The organism is Novosphingobium cyanobacteriorum, assembly GCF_029436685.1.
Taxonomy (GTDB): domain Bacteria; phylum Pseudomonadota; class Alphaproteobacteria; order Sphingomonadales; family Sphingomonadaceae; genus Novosphingobium; species Novosphingobium cyanobacteriorum.
This window is the reverse complement of sequence record NZ_JAROCY010000015.1, coordinates 37,959-55,453: the sequence shown is the minus strand read 5'-3', so window position 1 is coordinate 55,453 and position 17,495 is coordinate 37,959. Positions and strand designations below refer to the sequence as shown.

The window sequence follows — 17,495 nt, the reverse complement described above, 5'->3', positions numbered from 1 at the left end:
TAGGCTGAGCACATGGCAAGCCGGATCTTTCAGGCATGGACCGGGTGCGCCCTGGTGGCGGCAGCGCTGCTTTGCTCGGCGGGGGTCCGTGCTGCCGAAGTGGCGGTCACGTATGATACGGCGTTGCGCTATGGCCGGTTCGTCGTGCCGGGAACCACGGGGTCGCGCACTGTGGCTGCCAGCGGGACGGTGACCGACAGCGGCGTCTTGCCGATTGCGGGATATCCCGTGGGCCCGGGACAGTTCACCGTCAGCTATGACCGGGAATCGAGCAAGGGCGGGCAGACACTTGCCATCGTTATGCTGTTGCAGCTGACCGGAGGGCAAACCGTGACCAGCGGCGGGGTGAGCGGCCGCATAGCGCAGTTCAACACCGATCTGGGCGGGTTGGGATCGCTGCTGCCCGGCGCAACGATGAGCCTGTCACTGGTCAGTTGCCGCACCCAGGTGTGCAGCCGGAGCTTCAGGGTCGGCGGGCGGCTGGAAGTGACCCGCAACTTCGGCGGGGCGACGCTGGCCATTCCGGTTACGTTGACCGCCACGCTGCTTTCGGTGGCGAACTGATGCGGCGGATCGGTGCACTTGCCGCCCTGATCCCGGCGTTGTGGTCGGCCCAGGCGTTCGCGGCGGGGCACGCTGCCAGCGCGGCGGGACAGGCGCAGGCGGAAGTGGTGGCCCCGCTGGTGATGACGCGGCTGTCCGATCTCGACTTCGGGGCGATCTTCGCACCGGTTGCGGCGGGGAGCGTGACGATTTCGACAGATGGCCGGGCCAGCTATGCCGGGGGTGCGCTGGCGGCCTGTGCGGGTGCGGCCTGCAGCGCCGTCCACGCCGCTGCCTTTGCCGTGCGCGGCGAAGCGGGGCGCAGCTATGCCATCACCCTGCCGGCGCGGGTGACCGCCAGCGCGGAAGCCGGGGCGGGGGTGCTGACGGTGGAAAGCCTGACCGTGCGCAGTCGCAACAGCGGCGCCAACGATGGACATGGCCTGATCGACGCGCAGGGCGAGGATGGCTTTGCCGTGGGTGGCACGCTGGTGGTGCCGGCGGGGCTGGGCGCGGGGCACTATCGCGCGACGGTGGACGTGACCATCACATACGGCTGAGTGATTCGCGCCCGAGCGATTCGGGGCAGCACGGGGCAGGGCTGTTGATCGAGTTGGCGCATCTCGACGAACGACTGGTCAAAGGGTTAACTTTAGGACTTTTCCACGCCATCTGAATGGCCAGATTTGGCGCAGGAAAGCCCGGAAACGCGCCAATTCGACATAAGTATCTCCACCTAACCAGCTGTTAACCAGTGCGGCGTATCCAGCCATGGCGACCGGGCTTCCGGCTCGCCGGGAATTGCTGAGCCGAAGGATCCCGCGGGGCTTCCGAACGCTCGAAACAGGGATGAAGATCATGAAGAAGCTTGTTCTGGGCGCCGTTGTCCTCGCTCTCTCGTCCGGCTCGGCCTTTGCCGCTTCGGGCAACACCTCCACCGCCACCGGTGCGGCCTCTGCCGTGGTCGTGGCGCCGATCGTGCTGACGCACACCACGGGCGCGGCGCTGAACTTCGGCCGCTTCACCGTGGGCACCGGCGGCAGCGTGGACGTCAGCGCGGCGGGCGTGGGCTCGGTGGGCAGCGATGTCGGCTTCGTGCCGGGTTCGACCGTTTCGGCCGACGCCTTCACCGTTGCGGGAGATGCCAGCCGCTCGTTCTCGATCACCACGACCGGCGGCTCCGTGACCGCGGGTTCGGTGTCGATGCCGTTCACCACCACGCCTTCGGCCGCCACTGCAACGCTGAGCTCGGGCGGCACGGCCAGCTTCACCGTGGGCGGCACGCTGACCGTGGCGAGCACTGTGACCGCCGGGTCCTACACCGGTTCGTACACCGCAACGGTGACCTACAACTGATCAACCGGCGTCGTCCTGCCGTGGCGTCGATGCCGTGGCAGGACGACGCCACCACCGCCGGCCTTGTCCCAACCAGTTGGACGACTGAAAGACCATGCGTGTTGCGCTTGCCACGATCGCGGTTGTCGCGCTGTTGCCCGAGATGGCGCTCGCCGGCTCTGGTGACCGATCGGCACGGGCCGGGACGGCGCGCGCCTTGGCGGTCAGGCCGATCGTGCTGACGCACACCGCTGGGCGCGCAATCGTGTTCGGGCGGTTCACCTCTGGCACGCTGGGCGGGACGATCAACATAACCAGCGGTGGCACGGTGACGCGAACCGGGGAAGTAAACTTCGTAACCGGGTCGACAACACGGACCGACGCATTTTCCGTTTCGGGTGATCCGGGCCGCGCCTTTGGCATAGTCACCACGAGTGGCACTGTCGTTTCAGGAGCGCGCAGCATGGCATTCACCACTGCGCCTTCGGCATCACGCACCACGATCGCCGCCAACGGCAGGCGAACATTCTCGGTCGGCGGGCGGCTCACCGTGGCAGGCAACCAGGGCGTCGGGTCCTATACCGGCACCTATTTGGCAACCGTCACCTACAACTGACGGCCTTTCCAGACATCGCAGGTGATCCATGCGGACGATCTTCGCAGCAATGGCGCTCGTCCTGCTGACGGCGGGGCAGGCGCAGGCCGGAAGCGGCGACCGTTCCACGCGCAGCGGCAGCGCCACAGCCCGAGTGGTGGCGCCGCTGGTGCTGGTTCATAACAACGGCTTTGTCCTGCGCTTTGGTCGATTTACGGCAGCATCGGCGGGGACGGTGACCGTGCCGAACACCGGCGCCGCCACGACCAGCGGCGGGGTAACCTTCGTGACCGGATCGACAACCGCCACCGATCGTTTCACGGCATTCGGCGATCCCAACCGCCTGATCGGCATCACCACCGGAGCAGGGGCCGTGAGCGCGGGAAGTAACGCCATGACTTTTACGACGGTTCCGATGCTGCCCGCTGGCTATATTCCGTTCACCGGATCGGGATACTTCACCGTGGGTGGCACGCTCAACGTGAATGCCGGGCAGACGCCAGGGTCCTATACCGGAAGTTATACCGTCAACGTTACTTACAACTAGAATTGAGCACGGACTTTCCACGAGCAGCTGCGAGCAATGGGATTGGCGGAGCGAAGGCTCTTCCATATAGGTAATTACACGTAATACCTCATCCCGGGATCGCTGTTCGATGAAGTGCTGTTTTCGCAACCCCTTGTTTCGGGTCATGGTGGGGCTGCTGGTTGGCGGGGGTGCGGTGAGCGGAGCTGCCATGGCGCAGCAGGCGTTACAGGGAGCGGCCGGCACATCAGCCCAGGCCACTGAACCCACAACGCCTGAAAGCGGGACCGAAAGCGGACCCGAAAGCGCGCCGGGAGATGCTCCTGCCGGATCGGTAGGCGGGATGGGTGACGTCAACCTATATCCCAAGCGCGTTGTCATGACCGACCGGGAAAAGACCGCAACGGTGGGGCTGTACAACCGGGCGGCAGCCAGCGGCGACTACGACATTTCGATTTCCGACATGATGATGACCACCGATGGGCAACTGGTGGATCTGGCAGCGGTGACCGATCCGGCGCAAAGCGCCCGGGTGCGCACGGCAAGCGGGATGCTGCGCTGGTCTCCCCGCCGGGTGACATTGCCGGCGAACGAGGCACAGATGGTGCGGATCATGGTGCGCGCGGCGCCGGACCTCCCGCCGGGCGAGTATCGGTCCCATTTCCTCGCGGTTTCAGTGCCGCCGCAGACGGGCGAGCTGACCATCGACGACGCTGCGGGCGGGGCGGGCGGCGCGGTCGGAGGCGTGGGCGTGCAGATCGTGCCCCGCTTTGGCATCTCGATCCCGGTGATCGTGCGGGTGGGCGAGACTACGCTGAACGCAGGCCTGCGCGACATGGCGCTGGAGACCGAAGCTGACAGGCGCAGGACGCTGGCCCTGACGATCACGCGCGAGGGCACACGATCGGCATTTGGGGACATTACCGTAAGTGTGGCGAGCGTGAAAAAGCCCTTGGGCGAAATCAAGGGCATCGGCGTCTACACGGAGATTAGCGAGCGGCGCGCGCACGTGGAAATCGACCCCAAGGCCGATCCGCGCCTCTATGCGAAGGGTGCGCGGCTGATCGTGACCTATACCGATGACGACATGAACCCGGGCAAGGTTCTGGCGCGGCAGGAATTCATCGTGCCGTGACAGGGACCGGAGGGCGGCAGCGGCAACCGGCCCGCAGGCGCACGACCGCGGCAGCCATGCTGGGGCTGGGCGGCGTGCTGGCCGGAGTGAGTGTGTTGCTGCACGACCACGATGCACCACCCCCCCCCGCGCGACGACCCGCCCGAACCCGCCCGGCCCCCGCGACCTGTGCGACCGGGCGAGGAAGCTACACCCCGCCCCGTCTTCGGCAAGGTGGCAGGGCAGATGGAGCCGACCCTGCAGCGCAGGGTGGCGCGAAATGCGGTGGTACGACCGGTCCGCGTCGAGCCAGGGCAAGAGGCGGATCAACGATTTGAGGCGCAGCATGAGGAACTGCGCGACCATGCTGCCGCTGTCCTCTCACCTGCGGCAGTCGCGCTTTTCGAAACGCGAGACAAGGCGCCAGTCATGCCGGACCTCGCACAACCCAATACTGCGCCCGACCCAACGGATCCACCTGCCTCGCCTTTGCCGACAGCGGCGGTGCCAGGCTCTGCAGCCCCGCCCGCTTCGACCCCGGCATCGTTGCGCGCATTGTCGCCAGCGCCCGTCCTCGGCAGCGGTGCCCGGTCCGCGCCGGGACAGGTGGCTGCCGAGCCTGCGAAGGGGGCCAGGGCATCCCCGCCTTCGCGGCATAGGCTTGTTGCCGTGCCCCCACCCACTGACACCGAGCAATGGCAGGCAGGAACGCGGCCTTCGATGGGGCAGGGAATGGAGAATGCCCTGTCAAGTTCATCGATACCGGCGGCGGGGCTGGCGGCTGCGCGCCTGCCACAGCCGGCGTTCGGCCAACGGACCAGACCCGCCCCCTTAGCGGCAGACGCAAATGCGGGCCTGGTGAAGGAGGGCGGGCAGATGGCGGCGGGGTTTGTGACGGCCACGTTCAGCCCTGACGATGAGCTGATCCTTGAGATCGGCACGGCCAGCGGCGGCCCGGGGGATACGATCACAGCTTATGGCACCCGGGCGGGCACCTAACTGCCGGTAGGTGAGCTGGCCCGCCTGCTCGATCTGGCGATCACGGTCAGCGACGATGGCCGCTATGCCTCGGGCTGGGTGCTGGACGAGAAGCATTCCCTGTCGATCAACCTGCGCGAAGGGGTGCTGGTGCATGATGGCAAGGAGTTGGCGCTTTCTCCGCGCGATGCGGCGGCCTTTGACGGCGAGCTTTATCTGCGCGCCGAGCGCTTTGCCGATCTGATGCCACTGACGCTGAAGGTGGACCTGCGGGCGCAGAACGTGACCATCACGACGCTCACCCCGTTTCCTTTCGAACAGCGCGCCGCGCGCGAAGAGGCGCGCAGCCGGCTGAACGCGCGGAAGGACAATCGAGAGAAGCCCCGGTTTGCGCGTGAACCGACGCCATACCGCGCGATCACGGTGCCAGTGGGCGAACTGGAACTGCGCGGCGTTTCCGATCAGAGCTTTGGTGCGCGGGTTGAGGCGGACATCCGCCTGGCAGGCGACCTGGCCTTTCTGACCGCACGCGCATTCGCCAGCGTATCGTCGCAGGAAGGGCTCACTGCCGCGCGGCTTGAGCTGGGCCGGCGCGATCCTGACGCAGGCCTGCTCGGCCCGCTGCAGGCCACCGATTTCCAGATCGGCGATGTCAGCACCACGGCGCTGCCGATCGGCCTGCGCGGCGTCGGCGGGCGCGGCGCGTTTGTGACCAATGCCGCGCTCGACGGCCTGTCGGTGTTCGACAGGCTGGACCTGCGCGGAGATCTGCCTGCCGGATACGAGGCAGAACTCTATCGCAACAATACCCTCATCGGTTCGACGCGCACCGCGGTCAACGGACGGTATGAATTCCTGCAGGTGCCCCTGGAACTGGGCCTGAACGTGTTCCGCCTGGTACTGTATGGTCCGCAAGGGCAGAGGCGGGAAGAAGTGCGCCGGATCAGCGTGGGGGACGGCGCGCTGCCCAAGGGCAAGCTGGTCTATACGCTCGGCATGGCGCAGAAGGACACGCCCCTTTTCGATGTGCGTGGACGCAACTTTGCCCCCGCGCAGGATTTCGGCGCGTTGCGCGGTACTGCCGACGTCCGTTACGGGCTGGCCACGGCGCTGACGGTGCAGGCGGCAGGGGCATGGTATCGCAGCAACGGGCAGGCACACTGGCAGGCGAGTGTAGGCCAGCGCACCAGCATCGCCGGGATCGCCGCTCGGATAGACGGCGCGGTGCAGGGCACGAAAGGCATGCCCGAAACCGCCCGCGCCGTTGTTGGTGCGCTGGGCGGGCGGACGGCGGGGATCGACTGGACGGCCACGCATGGCGAGTACGCCGGCGGCTTCATGGACGAAGTGCGCGCCTTTACTAGCGATCCGCTCCGCCGGGTGACCGAGATCGAGGCAGCCGGTGCAATCCGCTTGGGTGGCGGCGATTTCACCATGCCGATGGCGGCACGATGGCGGCAGATCGCGTTTGCCAATGGCCGCCGGCAGACCGATGGGTCGCTGCGCACATCGCTGCTGGTGGCCCCGCTCTTGATTTCCAACAGTCTGACGCTAGGCCGCAGCAGCGCGCCGGGTGCGGAAGCGGTGACCAACCTTGGCGGAACGTTCGACCTGACCAGCGTGACCGGTTCACGGGTGCAGATGCGCGCCTCGCTCGATTACGGCCTGCGCCCTGGGGCCCAGTTTCAATCAGCCAGCGCGGAGGTGGCGCGCTCGTTCGGACCCGATACGCTGGTCAAGGCGCAGGCGGCGCGCCTGTTTGTTTCCGGGCAGACGCAGTTCGGCCTCTCGGTGGCGCACCGCTTCCGCAATCTGTCTCTGGCGTTCGATGGCACGATGACCGTACCCGGCAACGCCTATGCCGCGGTGCTGCGGCTGGGCTTCAGTTTTGGCCGAAATCCGGCGAACGGGCGGCTCTTCCTGGACCGCCCGGGCCTGGCGGGCGGCGGTGCGATCGCCATGCGGGCCTTCCGCGATGCGAACGGCAATGGGCGCTTCGACCAGGGCGAAGACCCGCTGCCAAAGGTCGCGTTCGGCAACGGCGTGCTGTCGGCCGAAACGGATGACGCGGGCATGGCCCTGATCGGCGGGCTGGGGGACGGGGTACGCACCAGCCTGCGGATAGAGGCGGATTCCCTGCCGGATGTGGCGATGGCGCCTGCGCGGCAGGGTGTGGAGATCGTGCCGCGCGCCGGGCGCATCCATCTCAGCGATTTCGCGGTGGACATGCTGGGCGATGTGGAAGGGACCGCAACGTTCGGCACAGGGGCACGCGCGGTAACCGGGCTGGCGCTGGAACTGGTGGATGACGCAGGACGGACCATCGCACGCACCCGCACTGGATCTGGCGGAAGCTTCTGGTTCGAACAGCTGCATCCAGGAGCCTATCGCCTGCGGCTTGACCCGGGGCAGGCGCGGCGGCTGGCGATCCGGCTTGAACAGGAACCCGAAATCCGCGTGGATGCGCGCGGAGGAGAAACGCGCGTGGTGCTGCGCGTGCAATCCACCGCTATGCCATGATGCCAGCCAGCGGCATGCGGCTGCAAAGGTGGTCGATCACGGCGCGGACACGGGATGGCACCGACGGCGCGGCAGCGTGGACGGCAAAGATGCCAACGTCCTGTGACCCTTCATAGGTAGGGAGAACGCGCCGCAGCGCGCCACCTTGCAGCGCATCGCCTACGTCCCACAGTGAGCGAAGGGCGATGCCACAGCCGCCGAGCGCCAGTTCGCGCACAACCTCACTGGAATTAGTGCGGATGTGGCTTTGGCCATGGTGGATGACAGTGCCTTCGGGTCCGTCAAGCTGCCAGGGCAGCTGGCTTTCGGTTGCGAGAAGGCGGTGGCGGGCAAGATCGGCCAGGGATTGCGGTTCCCCGAACGTGGCGAGATAGGCCGGGGCGGCGCATAGCACGCGGCGGCTTGTACCCAGGCGGTGGCCGAAAAGGCCTGCACCGATCCGTGCGCCAATGCGGATGGCCAGATCGTGGCGACCATCCAGCAGGTCGACGAATTCGTCGGACAGATCAATGGCGAGATCGATCTGCGGATAGCGGGCGAGAAAGCCGGGCAGGTGGGGCACCACGTGCATGCGCCCGAACGACGTGGGCGCGGTGAGGCGCAGTGGCCCGGCCAGGCGATCGCCCCGCCCTGCAATGCGGTCTTCAGTGGCGGCAAGCGTGGCGCGGAGCGGAAGCAGCGCATCGTGCAGGTCCTGCCCCGCAGGGGTGAGCGCGAGACGGCGGGTGGTGCGGTGGATGAGCCGCACACCGATGCGATCCTCAAGCCGGGCAAGGCGCTTGGACAGCGCCGGTGTCGTCAGGCTGCGCAGCCGGGCGGCCGCGGAGATCGAGCCGGCTTCGACAATGGCGAGGAACAGGTCATAGTCTGGATCGAACATTGTTAACCTGTAGGACAAGGTGTGTTGAATTCTTTCCTTCTACCGCACTAAGCGCCGGGCCGCTAGGCTGGTACAGAATCGATGGAGAGTTGCGATGACCGGTTATGTCGACAGGGCGGGGCTGAAGGTTGCGGGCGTCCTGGCGGACTTCGTGGAAAGCCGCGCGCTGCCGGGCACCGGGATCGATGCCGAAGCATTCTGGGTCGGCGCGGCCGATGTCTTCGCCCGCTTTGCCCCGCGCAACCGCGAACTGCTGGCCAAGCGCGATGCGCTGCAGGCGCAGATCGACGCCTGGCACACGGCGCGTGCCGGGAAGCCGCAGGACATCGAAGCCTACAAGGCGTTCCTGACCGAGATCGGCTATCTCGTGCCCGAACCCGCACCGTTCACGGTCTCCCCGAAGAACGTCGACCGCGAGCTGGCCGAAGTGGCCGGGCCGCAGCTGGTGGTGCCGATCCTGAACGCGCGCTTCCTGCTGAATGCCGCCAACGCGCGCTGGGGCAGCCTCTACGATGCGCTCTATGGCACCGACGCCATTCCCGGCGCGCCCGAAGGCAAGGGATACGATCCCAAGCGCGGCGCGCAGGTGATCGCCTGGGCCAAGGCGTTCCTCGACGAGGCCGTGCCGCTGGCCGAGGGCACCTGGACGGAATGGACCGGCGGTGACGTGGCGCTGAAGGACCCGTCGCAACTGGTCGGCCGTGCGGGCGACAACCTGCTGCTGCGCCACAATGGCCTGCACATCGAAGTGGTGATCGATGCCGCGCACCCGATCGGCAAGGACGATCCGGCGCACATGGCCGACGTGCTGATGGAAGCCGCGATCACCGCGATCTGCGATCTGGAGGACTCTGTCGCCGCCGTGGATGCCGAGGACAAGGTGCTGGCCTACACCAACTGGCTCGGCCTGATGCAGGGCAATCTGGAGGACACTTTCGAGAAGGGCGGCCAGACGATGACGCGGCGGCTGAATGCCGACCGCGCCTATACCGCGCCCGATGGGAGCACCTTCACCCTGCCGGGCCGCTCGTTGCTGCTGGTGCGCAATGTGGGCCACCTGATGACGAACCCTGCGGTGCTGCTGCCCGATTGTTCGGAGGCGCCCGAGGGCATCCTTGATGGAATCGTCACCAGCCTTATCGCAATCCATGACCTAAAGCGAGCTGGAGGTTTGCAGAACAGCCGCGCAGGCTCGGTCTATATCGTTAAGCCGAAGATGCACGGTCCCGAGGAATGCGGCTTTGCCAATGACTTGTTCGATGCAGTTGAGGACCTCCTGCAGCTCGACCGGCACACGCTGAAGATCGGGGTGATGGACGAGGAGCGCCGCACCAGCGCCAACCTTGCCGCCTGCATCCACGCGGTGAAGGACCGGGTGATGTTCATCAACACCGGCTTCCTCGACCGCACCGGCGATGAAATGCACACCTCGATGCAGGCGGGGCCGATGCTGCGCAAGGGTGACATGAAGACCGCTTCGTGGATCCTGTCGTACGAGGACCGCAACGTGCAGATCGGCCTGGCCTGCGGGCTCTCGGGCAAATCGCAGATCGGCAAGGGGATGTGGGCGATGCCCGATCGCATGGCCGACATGCTGGTGCAGAAGATCGGCCACCCTAAGACCGGCGCCAATACCGCCTGGGTGCCTTCGCCCACGGCCGCCACGCTCCACGCCACGCACTACCACAAGGTCGATGTCTTCGCCCGGCAGGACGAGCGCCGCGCCGAAGGGATCGCCAGCCTTGATGCGCTGCTGACCATCCCGATCGCAGCGGGCAAGAACTGGTCCGAGGCCGAAGTGCGCGAGGAGATCGAGAACAATGCGCAAGGCATCCTCGGCTATGTCGTGCGCTGGGTCGATCAGGGCGTCGGCTGTTCGAAGGTGCCGGACATCAACGACGTCGGCCTGATGGAAGACCGCGCCACGCTGCGCATTTCCAGCCAGCACATCGCCAACTGGCTGCTGCATGGCGTGGTCACGCCCGAACAGGTCGACGAGGCGCTGCTGCGCATGGCGGCCAAGGTTGACGCCCAGAACGCAGGCGATCCGCTCTATCGCCCGATGGCGAGCGATCCGGCTGGCAGCCTGGCCTTCCAGGCGGCGCGGGCGCTGGTGTTCGATGGCGTTGCCCAGCCCAACGGCTATACCGAGCCGCTGCTCCACGAATTCCGGCAAAAGGTGAAGTCCGCAGGCTGACGGCCTGACCGAACGGACTTCTTTCTCCCCAGGAAGGTCTGCCATGTCGATTGCCATGCCCGCGCCGGATCAGGCGACGCTTGCCAAGCGTGACCGCATTATCGCGGCGATGCGCGCGATCGTGCCCGGCGAAGGCGTGATCGTGGACGAGGCAGCGCTGCGCCCGTGGGAATCCGATGGCCTCACCGCCTATCGCCAGCCGCCAATGCTGGTGGTCCTGCCCGAAACGGTGGAGCAGGTCTCGGCCGTGCTGCGCTGGTGCCATGGCGAAGGCGTGCGGGTGGTGCCGCGCGGATCGGGCACCTCGCTGTCGGGCGGCGCGCTGCCGCTGGCCGATGCGGTGCTGCTGGGCATGGGCAAGTTCAAGCGCGTGCTCGACATCGATTACGAAGATCGCGTCGCAGTGGTGCAGCCGGGCGTTACCAACCTTGCCATCACCCAGGCGGTGGAGGGCAGGGGCCTCTACTATGCGCCCGATCCTTCCAGCCAGATTGCCTGTTCGATCGGCGGCAACGTTGCCGAGAATTCGGGCGGGGTGCATTGCCTGAAGTACGGGCTGACGACCAACAACGTGCTCGGGGTCGAACTGGTGCTGATGGACGGCGAGATCGTGCGCCTGGGCGGCAGGCACCTCGATCCCGGCGGGCTGGACCTGCTTGGCGTGATTGTCGGGTCCGAAGGGCTGCTTGGCGTCGTCACCGAAGTGACCGTGCGCATCCTGCCCAAGCCGGAAACCGCGCGGGCCGTGCTGGTCGGCTTTCCCGATGCCGAACAGGCTGGGGCCTGCGTGGCGCAGGTCATTGCCGAGGGCATAATTCCCGCCGGCATGGAAATGATGGACCAGCCCGCAATCCACGCGGCAGAGGCTTTCGTGAAGGTCGGCTACCCGCTCGATGTCGGCGCGCTGCTGATCGTCGAGGTGGATGGCCCGGCGGCGGAGTGCGATCACCTGATCGAGGAGATCGCCCGCATTGCCGGCACCAACGGCGCAGTCACCACCCGCGTCTCGCAGGATGAGGCCGAGCGCGTGGCCTTCTGGGCCGGACGCAAGGCTGCCTTCCCGGCAGTGGGCCGCATTTCGCCCGACTACTACTGCATGGACGGCACCATCCCGCGCCGCCGCCTGCCCGAAGTGCTGCGGCGGATGGAGGAGCTTTCGCAGAAGTACGGTCTCGGCGTCGCCAACGTGTTCCACGCAGGGGACGGCAACCTGCATCCGCTGATCCTCTATGATGCCAACGTGCCGGGCGAGCTGGACCGGGCGGAGGAATTCGGCAACGACATCCTGCGCCTCTGCGTCGAAGTCGGCGGGGTGCTGACCGGCGAGCACGGCGTCGGCATCGAGAAGCGCGACCTGATGCCCGAGATGTTCACCGAGGCAGACCTCAAGCAGCAGCAGCGCGTGAAATGCGCGTTCGATCCGGCGCTGCTGCTCAATCCCGGCAAGGTCTTCCCGACGCTGCACCGCTGCGCGGAACTGGGCCGCATGCACGTCCACCACGGCGCGCTGCCGCACCCTGAATTGCCCAGATTCTGATGGAGCGCTTCTGATGCTGGAGCCCAGAGACGCGCAGGACCTGCGCCAGATTGTGGCCGATGCGGCTTCGCAGGGGCGCAAGCTGGAGCTGCGCGGCGGCGGCACCCGCGCCGGGTTCGGCGCGCCGCGGGAGGTGGAGGTGGTCTCGCTGCGCCAGATCGCGGGCGTGGTCGATTACGATCCGGCGGAACTGGTGCTCACCGTGCGGCCGGGCACGCCGCTGGCCGACGTTCAGGCGCTGGTCGCGGGCCAAGGGCAGATGCTGGCGTTCGAGCCGTGGGGCGATGCCGATGCGACCATCGGCGGCACCGTGGCAGCGAGCGTGGCAGGCTCGCGCCGCGTGACCGCAGGCAGCGCGCGCGATCACCTGCTCGGCCTCACCGCCATATCGGGCCGGGGCGAAAGCTTCGTCGCCGGAGCCAAGGTGGTGAAGAACGTCACCGGGTACGACCTGCCCAAGCTGATGGCCGGATCGTGGGGACGGCTCGGCGCGATGATCGAACTGACGCTGAAAGTGCTGCCCCGGCCCCGTGTGACAGCGACCATGCTGGCGACCGGCCTGCCACCCCGCGCCGCTCATGCCGCCATGGCCTGCGCGCTGGGCAGCAATGCCGAAGTCTCGGCTGCGGCGCATCTCTCAACGGGGGAAACGCTGTTGCGCGTGGCGGGTTTTGCCCCTTCGGTGGAGGCGCGCTGCATGGCGCTGCCTGCGCTGATGGCGGGGCATTGCCCGTTGCAACGGTTGACCGAGGAAGAGGCCGCGCCGCTGTGGCAGCGGGCGATGACCGGGGCGGAGCTGCAAGGTTCGGTGCGCTGGAAGGTCCACCTGCCACCGGCGCGCGCGCCCGAACTGCTCGAACGGCTCGCCCCGCTCGGCGCCGGGTGGGCGATGGACTGGGGCGGCGGCCTTGTCTGGGTGACGCTGGACGATCCCGGCACACAGGTCCGTGACGCTGCTGCCGCGCTGGGCGGAGAGGCTACGCTGATCGCCGCGCCCCAGGACATGCGCGCCACCGTCCCGGCGCTGCAGCCCCGCGCCGCCGGGGTGATGGCGCTGGAACAGCGCGTGCGCCGCGCGTTTGACCCCGCCGGGGTCTTTGCCACCGGCCGTTTCATGGAGGATGCGGATGCAGACCAGCTTTCCGCCTGAGGCACTCGCCGATCCGGCAATGCGCGCCTCGGAAGAGGTGATCCGCAAGTGCGTGCATTGCGGGTTCTGCACGGCGACCTGCCCGACCTATGTCCTGCTGGGCGACGAACTCGATTCCCCGCGGGGCCGCATCTACCTGATGAAGGACATGCTGGAGAACCGGCGGGAGCCGACTGCCGAAGTGGTCAAGCATGTCGACCGCTGCCTTTCGTGCCTGTCTTGCATGACGACTTGCCCCTCGGGCGTGAACTACATGCACCTGGTTGATCACGCCCGCGCCTATATCCACGAACACTACGAACGTCCGCGCGGCGAACGCTTCTTCAGGCGGTTGCTGGCGGCGGTCCTGCCCTATCCGGAACGCTTTCGCTGGGCTTTGACGTTTGCGCCTTTGGCCAAGCCTTTCGAGCCTTTGCTGCGCAGCATTGGCGCGCTCAAACCGCTCGCGGCGATGCTGGAGCTGGCGCCTGCGCGCGTGCCCGCACCCGCGCCAGCGCAATCGACCCGGCTGCCGCAGGCCAAGGGCCGCGTCGTGCTGTTGCAAGGCTGCGCGGAACCCGTCCTGCGCCCCGAATTCCGTGCCGCCACCGTGCGCCTGCTCAGCCGCTGCGGGCACGATGTCATCTTCGCGCCGGGCGAGGGCTGCTGCGGCGCGCTGGTCCATCACATGGGGCGTGAAGCCGACGCGCTCGATGCAGCGCGCCGCAATGTCGATGCCTGGACGGCGGAGATCGAGGGCAAGGGCCTTGATGCGATCATCGTCACGGCTTCCGGCTGCGGCACCACGATCAAGGACTATGGCTTCATGCTGCGGTCAGATCCCGCCTATGCCGCAAAGGCCGCAAGGGTAAGCGCGCTGGCCATGGACGTGTCGGAATATCTCGCCCGGATCGATCTGCCCGCGTCGGCCCCCAAGGGCGTGACCGTCGCCTATCACCCCGCCTGTTCGCTGCAGCACGGGCAGAAGGTCACCGAAGCGCCGAAGCGCCTGTTGGCCCAGGCTGGTTACACCGTGCGTGTGCCGGCAGAGGCACACCTGTGCTGCGGCTCGGCCGGTACCTACAACATCCTGCAGCCCGAGATTGCCGACCAGCTCGGCACACGCAAGGCCGGCCACATCGCCCGGCTCGATGCCGACGTCGTCGCCACCGGCAACATCGGCTGCACCACCCAGATCGCCCGCTTCTCCGGCCTGCCCGTGGTCCACACCGTCGAACTGCTCGATTGGGCCTGCGGCGGACCAAAGCCTGCCGCCCTCCGTCATCTTCCCCAGGAGTAAACTGATATGTCCCGCATCACCCTCGATCAGGCCCAGGCCATTGTTGCCGCCGCGCTCAAGGAAGGCCGTGCGCTCGGCCTCAAGCCGCTCAGCGTCGCCGTGCTCGATGCCGGTGGCCATCTCGTTGCCTTCGCGCGCGAGGACAACTCTTCCAACCTGCGCCCGCAGATCGCCACGGCCAAGGCTTCGGGCGCGCTGGCGCTTGGCGTATCCTCGCGCGTGATCGGAGAGATGGCGATCGAACGCCCGACCTTCATCAATGCCGCCGCAGGCCTAAACGCCGATGGCATCGTACCCGCTGCCGGCGGCGTACTTATCCGCGATAGTGCGGGTCTGGTTATCGGCGCCGTCGGCGTGACCGGCGATCTTAGCGACAATGACGAAAAAGCCGCGCTGGCTGGTATCGCTGCTTCGGGTCTAGCCAGCTGAGGCAGCCCACGCACGGCGGCGTGGGCTCTAGACCAATACCTACAGGCTATCGCAAATTTAACATAACAATTATTATCCATCCAAGGTCGTGTAAGCGGGTGGAATCTATCAGGTACTGTGCGTCTCGATGCTATCTGAGCCGCACACTTGAAATTGCCCCGCGCCGCAGGGCTGCCACCGACTAGCTTTTGTTGAATGCGAACCGGTTCCCGACTGGCACTTGTGTGGTACAAGTGACTATCCGGCCGGACTGTCCAGCCTTGGGACCGCGCGCTCAATCGGTGCGCGCGGTCAGATCAGCCCAGAAAAGGTCAGCACCGCGTTCTAGCACTTGCTTGCCCAAGTAGGCGGACCAAAAGCTGTCCCCGCCGAACTCGGAACGCCAGGTCCACAGCTTGCGGGTGAGCCGGTGCAGGCAGTATTCGTTGGTAAAGCCGATTGCACCATGCACCTGATGCGCGATCGCGGCGCCTGTCCCAGCCGCACGGTTGGCGCGCAGTTTGGCACTGGCGACTTCAAAACCGCCCGCCCCGCGGCCTAGCCCTTGAGCCGCGCCGACTGCTGCACAATTCGCCGCCGCCGCCTCTCCGGCGAAAGTCGCCAGATTCTGCTGAACAGCCTGAAACTTGGCAAGCGGACGACCGAACTGCTTGCGCTCGTTCACGTAGTCGACCGAGAGAGAGAGCGCGCCATCGAGTGCCCCAGAGATTTGGGCAACGCGGGCGAACGCGCCTAGACGAAAGAGGTCAACCTTCGAATGCTTGGCCGGTGCACCGTCGAACATCCAGACATCGCGCGCTTCGCCTGACAGCGTTTCGCGCGCTTGGCGCAAGCCATCTGCTGTCCGCAGCACCAACGCACCACCATCGAGAGATGGCGCCACAATAAAGCTTGCCCCCTCGCTTGCCACCGCCCCTTTGACGACACCGGTAAAGTGGCCATCAGCGAAACGGCCCTCGCTTGCGCTGGCAATCGTGCCGCGACCTTCCGCACCGTGTGGAGAAGCGATCAAGTTCGCGATCACTGCCTCTACCACCGGCAGGGAAAGCGCATGATAGCCTGCGAGGCGGAAAACCACCCGCGCATCGTCCCAACTACCTCCAAACCCACCCTGAACCTCGGCGACAAGAAGCGAAGGAAGCCCCAGTTCTTCAATTCGATCCCACGCATCGATCACTGCCGCACTGCTGCCCAGTTCGGCAAACAGAGAGTCGACCATGTCGCTCAGCATTTTCTGTTGTTCGCTCATCTCAGGCCCAAACCCCGCGCAATGATGCCTTTGAGGATTTCGCTTGTCCCGCCACGCAGCGAGAACGAAGGCGAGACTTGGAGAAGATGGTTTAGTATCCGCGCGATCGGCGCGGGGTCAGCCATATCCAGATCAATCGCGGCCTGTACCAGCGTTGGCATTGCCTGCTCGAAGCTGTTGCCAAGATCCTTGACGATCGTCGCTTCCAGCGCGGGATCTTGTCCTGCCGCCAGTCTCGCAGCTACCGACGCAGACATCATTCGCAAGGTCCAGAGATCAGCAGTCAAGCGGCCAATCAGACTGCAGACTTCCGCCGAAGCATTCGGCCCCACATGCCGGATCAGTTCGAGCAATAGCGACGTGGATGAGAGATAGCGTTCAGGGCCCGAGCGTTCGAGCGACAGTTCCGCCGTGGCCTGCCGCCAGCCCTGCCCTTCCTCACCCACCAGCGCGGTTTCGGGCAGCTCGACGCTGTCGAAGAAGACCTCGTTGAAATCATGGCCACCGGTAAGATCGATGATCGGCTTGATCGTGACCCCCGGCGCATCCATCGGAATCACAAACTGGCTGAGGCCGACCCCGCGCTCCGAGCCTTCTTCCGATCGAACGAGCGCGATCATGACATGGGCAAAATGCGCACCCGTCGTCCAGACCTTCTGTCCATCGATTACCCAACGGTCGCCTCTGCGCCGGGCAGTGGTCCGCACCGAGGCGAGATCCGAACCGGCATTGGGTTCCGACAGACCGATACAGGAATAGATTTCGCCACGCGCCATCCCCGGTATCCAGCGTTGGCGTTCCTCCTCGGTACCGTAACGCAGCAGCATGCCGCCATGCTGCCGGTCCGCCATCCAGTGCGCACCGACTGGTGCACCAGCGGCCAGCAACTCCTCCAGCACAACATAACGTTCCAGGCTGGACCGCTCATGCCCTCCATAGGCCTTTGGCCAGATCATGCCGATCAGACCCGCTGCGCCCAGCTTTCGGCTGAAGGTCGGATCGGGAACGCACCAGCTGTTGGCACGATAGGCAGGATCAGCTGGTGCGGGATGCCCGGCGATAAGCTCCCTTACCTTGGCCCGTAATGCAGCAGCATTGTCGGGCCAAGGAATGGGGTGGGCGATGAACGTCTGCAAGGTGAAACTCCGGTCTATTGCCGAGTT

16 protein-coding genes are annotated in these 17,495 nt (G+C 66.2%); 13 read left to right on the top strand and 3 right to left on the bottom strand.

Going from position 1 to position 17,495, the window contains the following annotated elements; translation table 11 throughout:
- Positions 1 to 12 precede the first annotated feature (12 nt).
- The 8 genes from POM99_RS15550 (at position 13) to POM99_RS15515 (ending at position 7,611) form a co-directional block, all read left to right on the top strand.
- A complete protein-coding gene (locus POM99_RS15550; protein ID WP_277279397.1) occupies positions 13 to 564 on the top strand; it encodes a DUF4402 domain-containing protein in 552 nt (183 codons plus the stop codon).
- Positions 564 to 1,103: a DUF4402 domain-containing protein gene (locus tag POM99_RS15545; RefSeq protein ID WP_277279396.1), complete on the top strand. Its 540-nt coding sequence runs from the start codon at positions 564 to 566 to the stop codon at positions 1,101 to 1,103. The genes POM99_RS15550 and POM99_RS15545 overlap by 1 nt, the downstream gene beginning before the upstream one ends.
- 298 nt (positions 1,104 to 1,401) lie before the next feature.
- Positions 1,402 to 1,899 (top strand): DUF4402 domain-containing protein, encoded by a 498-nt coding sequence (locus POM99_RS15540; protein ID WP_277279395.1) that lies wholly within the window; start codon positions 1,402 to 1,404, stop codon positions 1,897 to 1,899.
- A gap of 94 nt (positions 1,900 to 1,993) precedes the next feature.
- On the top strand, positions 1,994 to 2,494 hold the full coding sequence (locus POM99_RS15535; RefSeq protein ID WP_277279394.1) for a DUF4402 domain-containing protein: 501 nt from the start codon (positions 1,994 to 1,996) through the stop codon (positions 2,492 to 2,494).
- A 28-nt stretch (positions 2,495 to 2,522) separates the two neighbouring features.
- The gene (locus POM99_RS15530) at positions 2,523 to 3,020 is read left to right on the top strand and encodes a DUF4402 domain-containing protein (RefSeq protein WP_277279393.1); all 498 of its coding nucleotides are present in this window, start codon (positions 2,523 to 2,525) and stop codon (positions 3,018 to 3,020) included.
- 145 nt (positions 3,021 to 3,165) lie between these two features.
- Positions 3,166 to 4,134: a fimbrial biogenesis chaperone gene (locus tag POM99_RS15525; RefSeq protein ID WP_277279392.1), complete on the top strand. Its 969-nt coding sequence runs from the start codon at positions 3,166 to 3,168 to the stop codon at positions 4,132 to 4,134.
- A gap of 855 nt (positions 4,135 to 4,989) precedes the next feature.
- Positions 4,990 to 5,112: a hypothetical protein gene (locus tag POM99_RS15520; RefSeq protein WP_277279391.1), complete on the top strand. Its 123-nt coding sequence runs from the start codon at positions 4,990 to 4,992 to the stop codon at positions 5,110 to 5,112.
- A 78-nt stretch (positions 5,113 to 5,190) separates the two neighbouring features.
- On the top strand, positions 5,191 to 7,611 hold the full coding sequence (locus POM99_RS15515) for a carboxypeptidase-like regulatory domain-containing protein (protein WP_277279390.1): 2,421 nt from the start codon (positions 5,191 to 5,193) through the stop codon (positions 7,609 to 7,611).
- Here the strand turns inward: POM99_RS15515 and POM99_RS15510 are convergent.
- Entirely contained in the window at positions 7,601 to 8,491 is an 891-nt protein-coding gene (locus tag POM99_RS15510; protein ID WP_277279389.1) for a LysR family transcriptional regulator, read from the bottom strand. The two genes, POM99_RS15515 and POM99_RS15510, sit on opposite strands and share 11 nt — an antisense overlap.
- Positions 8,492 to 8,585: 94 nt before the next feature.
- Between POM99_RS15510 and POM99_RS15505 the strand changes: the two genes are divergently transcribed.
- Genes POM99_RS15505 through POM99_RS15485 form a run of 5 tightly spaced genes read left to right on the top strand, consistent with a single transcriptional unit; the run spans position 8,586 to position 15,083 of the window.
- A complete protein-coding gene (locus tag POM99_RS15505) occupies positions 8,586 to 10,688 on the top strand; it encodes a malate synthase G (protein ID WP_277279388.1) in 2,103 nt (700 codons plus the stop codon).
- Between the two features lie 43 nt (positions 10,689 to 10,731).
- A complete protein-coding gene (locus POM99_RS15500; RefSeq protein ID WP_277279387.1) occupies positions 10,732 to 12,225 on the top strand; it encodes an FAD-linked oxidase C-terminal domain-containing protein in 1,494 nt (497 codons plus the stop codon).
- A 13-nt stretch (positions 12,226 to 12,238) separates the two neighbouring features.
- On the top strand, positions 12,239 to 13,375 hold the full coding sequence (locus POM99_RS15495; protein ID WP_277279386.1) for an FAD-binding protein: 1,137 nt from the start codon (positions 12,239 to 12,241) through the stop codon (positions 13,373 to 13,375).
- Positions 13,353 to 14,654, top strand: a complete 1,302-nt coding sequence (glcF, locus tag POM99_RS15490) for a glycolate oxidase subunit GlcF (RefSeq protein WP_277279385.1) — start codon at positions 13,353 to 13,355, stop codon at positions 14,652 to 14,654. The genes POM99_RS15495 and glcF overlap by 23 nt, the downstream gene beginning before the upstream one ends.
- A 6-nt stretch (positions 14,655 to 14,660) precedes the next feature.
- Positions 14,661 to 15,083 (top strand): GlcG/HbpS family heme-binding protein, encoded by a 423-nt coding sequence (locus POM99_RS15485; RefSeq protein WP_277279384.1) that lies wholly within the window; start codon positions 14,661 to 14,663, stop codon positions 15,081 to 15,083.
- 274 nt (positions 15,084 to 15,357) lie between these two features.
- On the opposite strand, the gene POM99_RS15480 is transcribed toward POM99_RS15485, so the two are convergent.
- Together POM99_RS15480 and POM99_RS15475 are read right to left on the bottom strand one after the other, a co-directional pair.
- A complete protein-coding gene (locus POM99_RS15480) occupies positions 15,358 to 16,332 on the bottom strand; it encodes an acyl-CoA dehydrogenase family protein (RefSeq protein ID WP_277279383.1) in 975 nt (324 codons plus the stop codon).
- Entirely contained in the window at positions 16,329 to 17,468 is a 1,140-nt protein-coding gene (locus tag POM99_RS15475; protein WP_277279382.1) for an acyl-CoA dehydrogenase family protein, read from the bottom strand. Before POM99_RS15475 ends, POM99_RS15480 begins: the two co-directional genes overlap by 4 nt.
- Positions 17,469 to 17,495: the final 27 nt, after the last annotated feature.

Coding starts and splice junctions, on each gene's coding strand:
- POM99_RS15480 (WP_277279383.1), bottom strand. CDS start 16,332: ATGAGCGAACAACAGAAAATGCTGAGCGACATGGTCGACTCTCTGTTT.
- POM99_RS15500 (WP_277279387.1), top strand. CDS start 10,732: ATGTCGATTGCCATGCCCGCGCCGGATCAGGCGACGCTTGCCAAGCGT.
- glcF (WP_277279385.1), top strand. CDS start 13,353: ATGCAGACCAGCTTTCCGCCTGAGGCACTCGCCGATCCGGCAATGCGC.
- POM99_RS15495 (WP_277279386.1), top strand. CDS start 12,239: ATGCTGGAGCCCAGAGACGCGCAGGACCTGCGCCAGATTGTGGCCGAT.
- POM99_RS15545 (WP_277279396.1), top strand. CDS start 564: ATGCGGCGGATCGGTGCACTTGCCGCCCTGATCCCGGCGTTGTGGTCG.
- POM99_RS15510 (WP_277279389.1), bottom strand. CDS start 8,491: ATGTTCGATCCAGACTATGACCTGTTCCTCGCCATTGTCGAAGCCGGC.
- POM99_RS15535 (WP_277279394.1), top strand. CDS start 1,994: ATGCGTGTTGCGCTTGCCACGATCGCGGTTGTCGCGCTGTTGCCCGAG.
- POM99_RS15530 (WP_277279393.1), top strand. CDS start 2,523: ATGCGGACGATCTTCGCAGCAATGGCGCTCGTCCTGCTGACGGCGGGG.
- POM99_RS15520 (WP_277279391.1), top strand. CDS start 4,990: ATGGCGGCGGGGTTTGTGACGGCCACGTTCAGCCCTGACGATGAGCTG.
- POM99_RS15505 (WP_277279388.1), top strand. CDS start 8,586: ATGACCGGTTATGTCGACAGGGCGGGGCTGAAGGTTGCGGGCGTCCTG.
- POM99_RS15550 (WP_277279397.1), top strand. CDS start 13: ATGGCAAGCCGGATCTTTCAGGCATGGACCGGGTGCGCCCTGGTGGCG.
- POM99_RS15485 (WP_277279384.1), top strand. CDS start 14,661: ATGTCCCGCATCACCCTCGATCAGGCCCAGGCCATTGTTGCCGCCGCG.
- POM99_RS15525 (WP_277279392.1), top strand. CDS start 3,166: ATGGTGGGGCTGCTGGTTGGCGGGGGTGCGGTGAGCGGAGCTGCCATG.
- POM99_RS15540 (WP_277279395.1), top strand. CDS start 1,402: ATGAAGAAGCTTGTTCTGGGCGCCGTTGTCCTCGCTCTCTCGTCCGGC.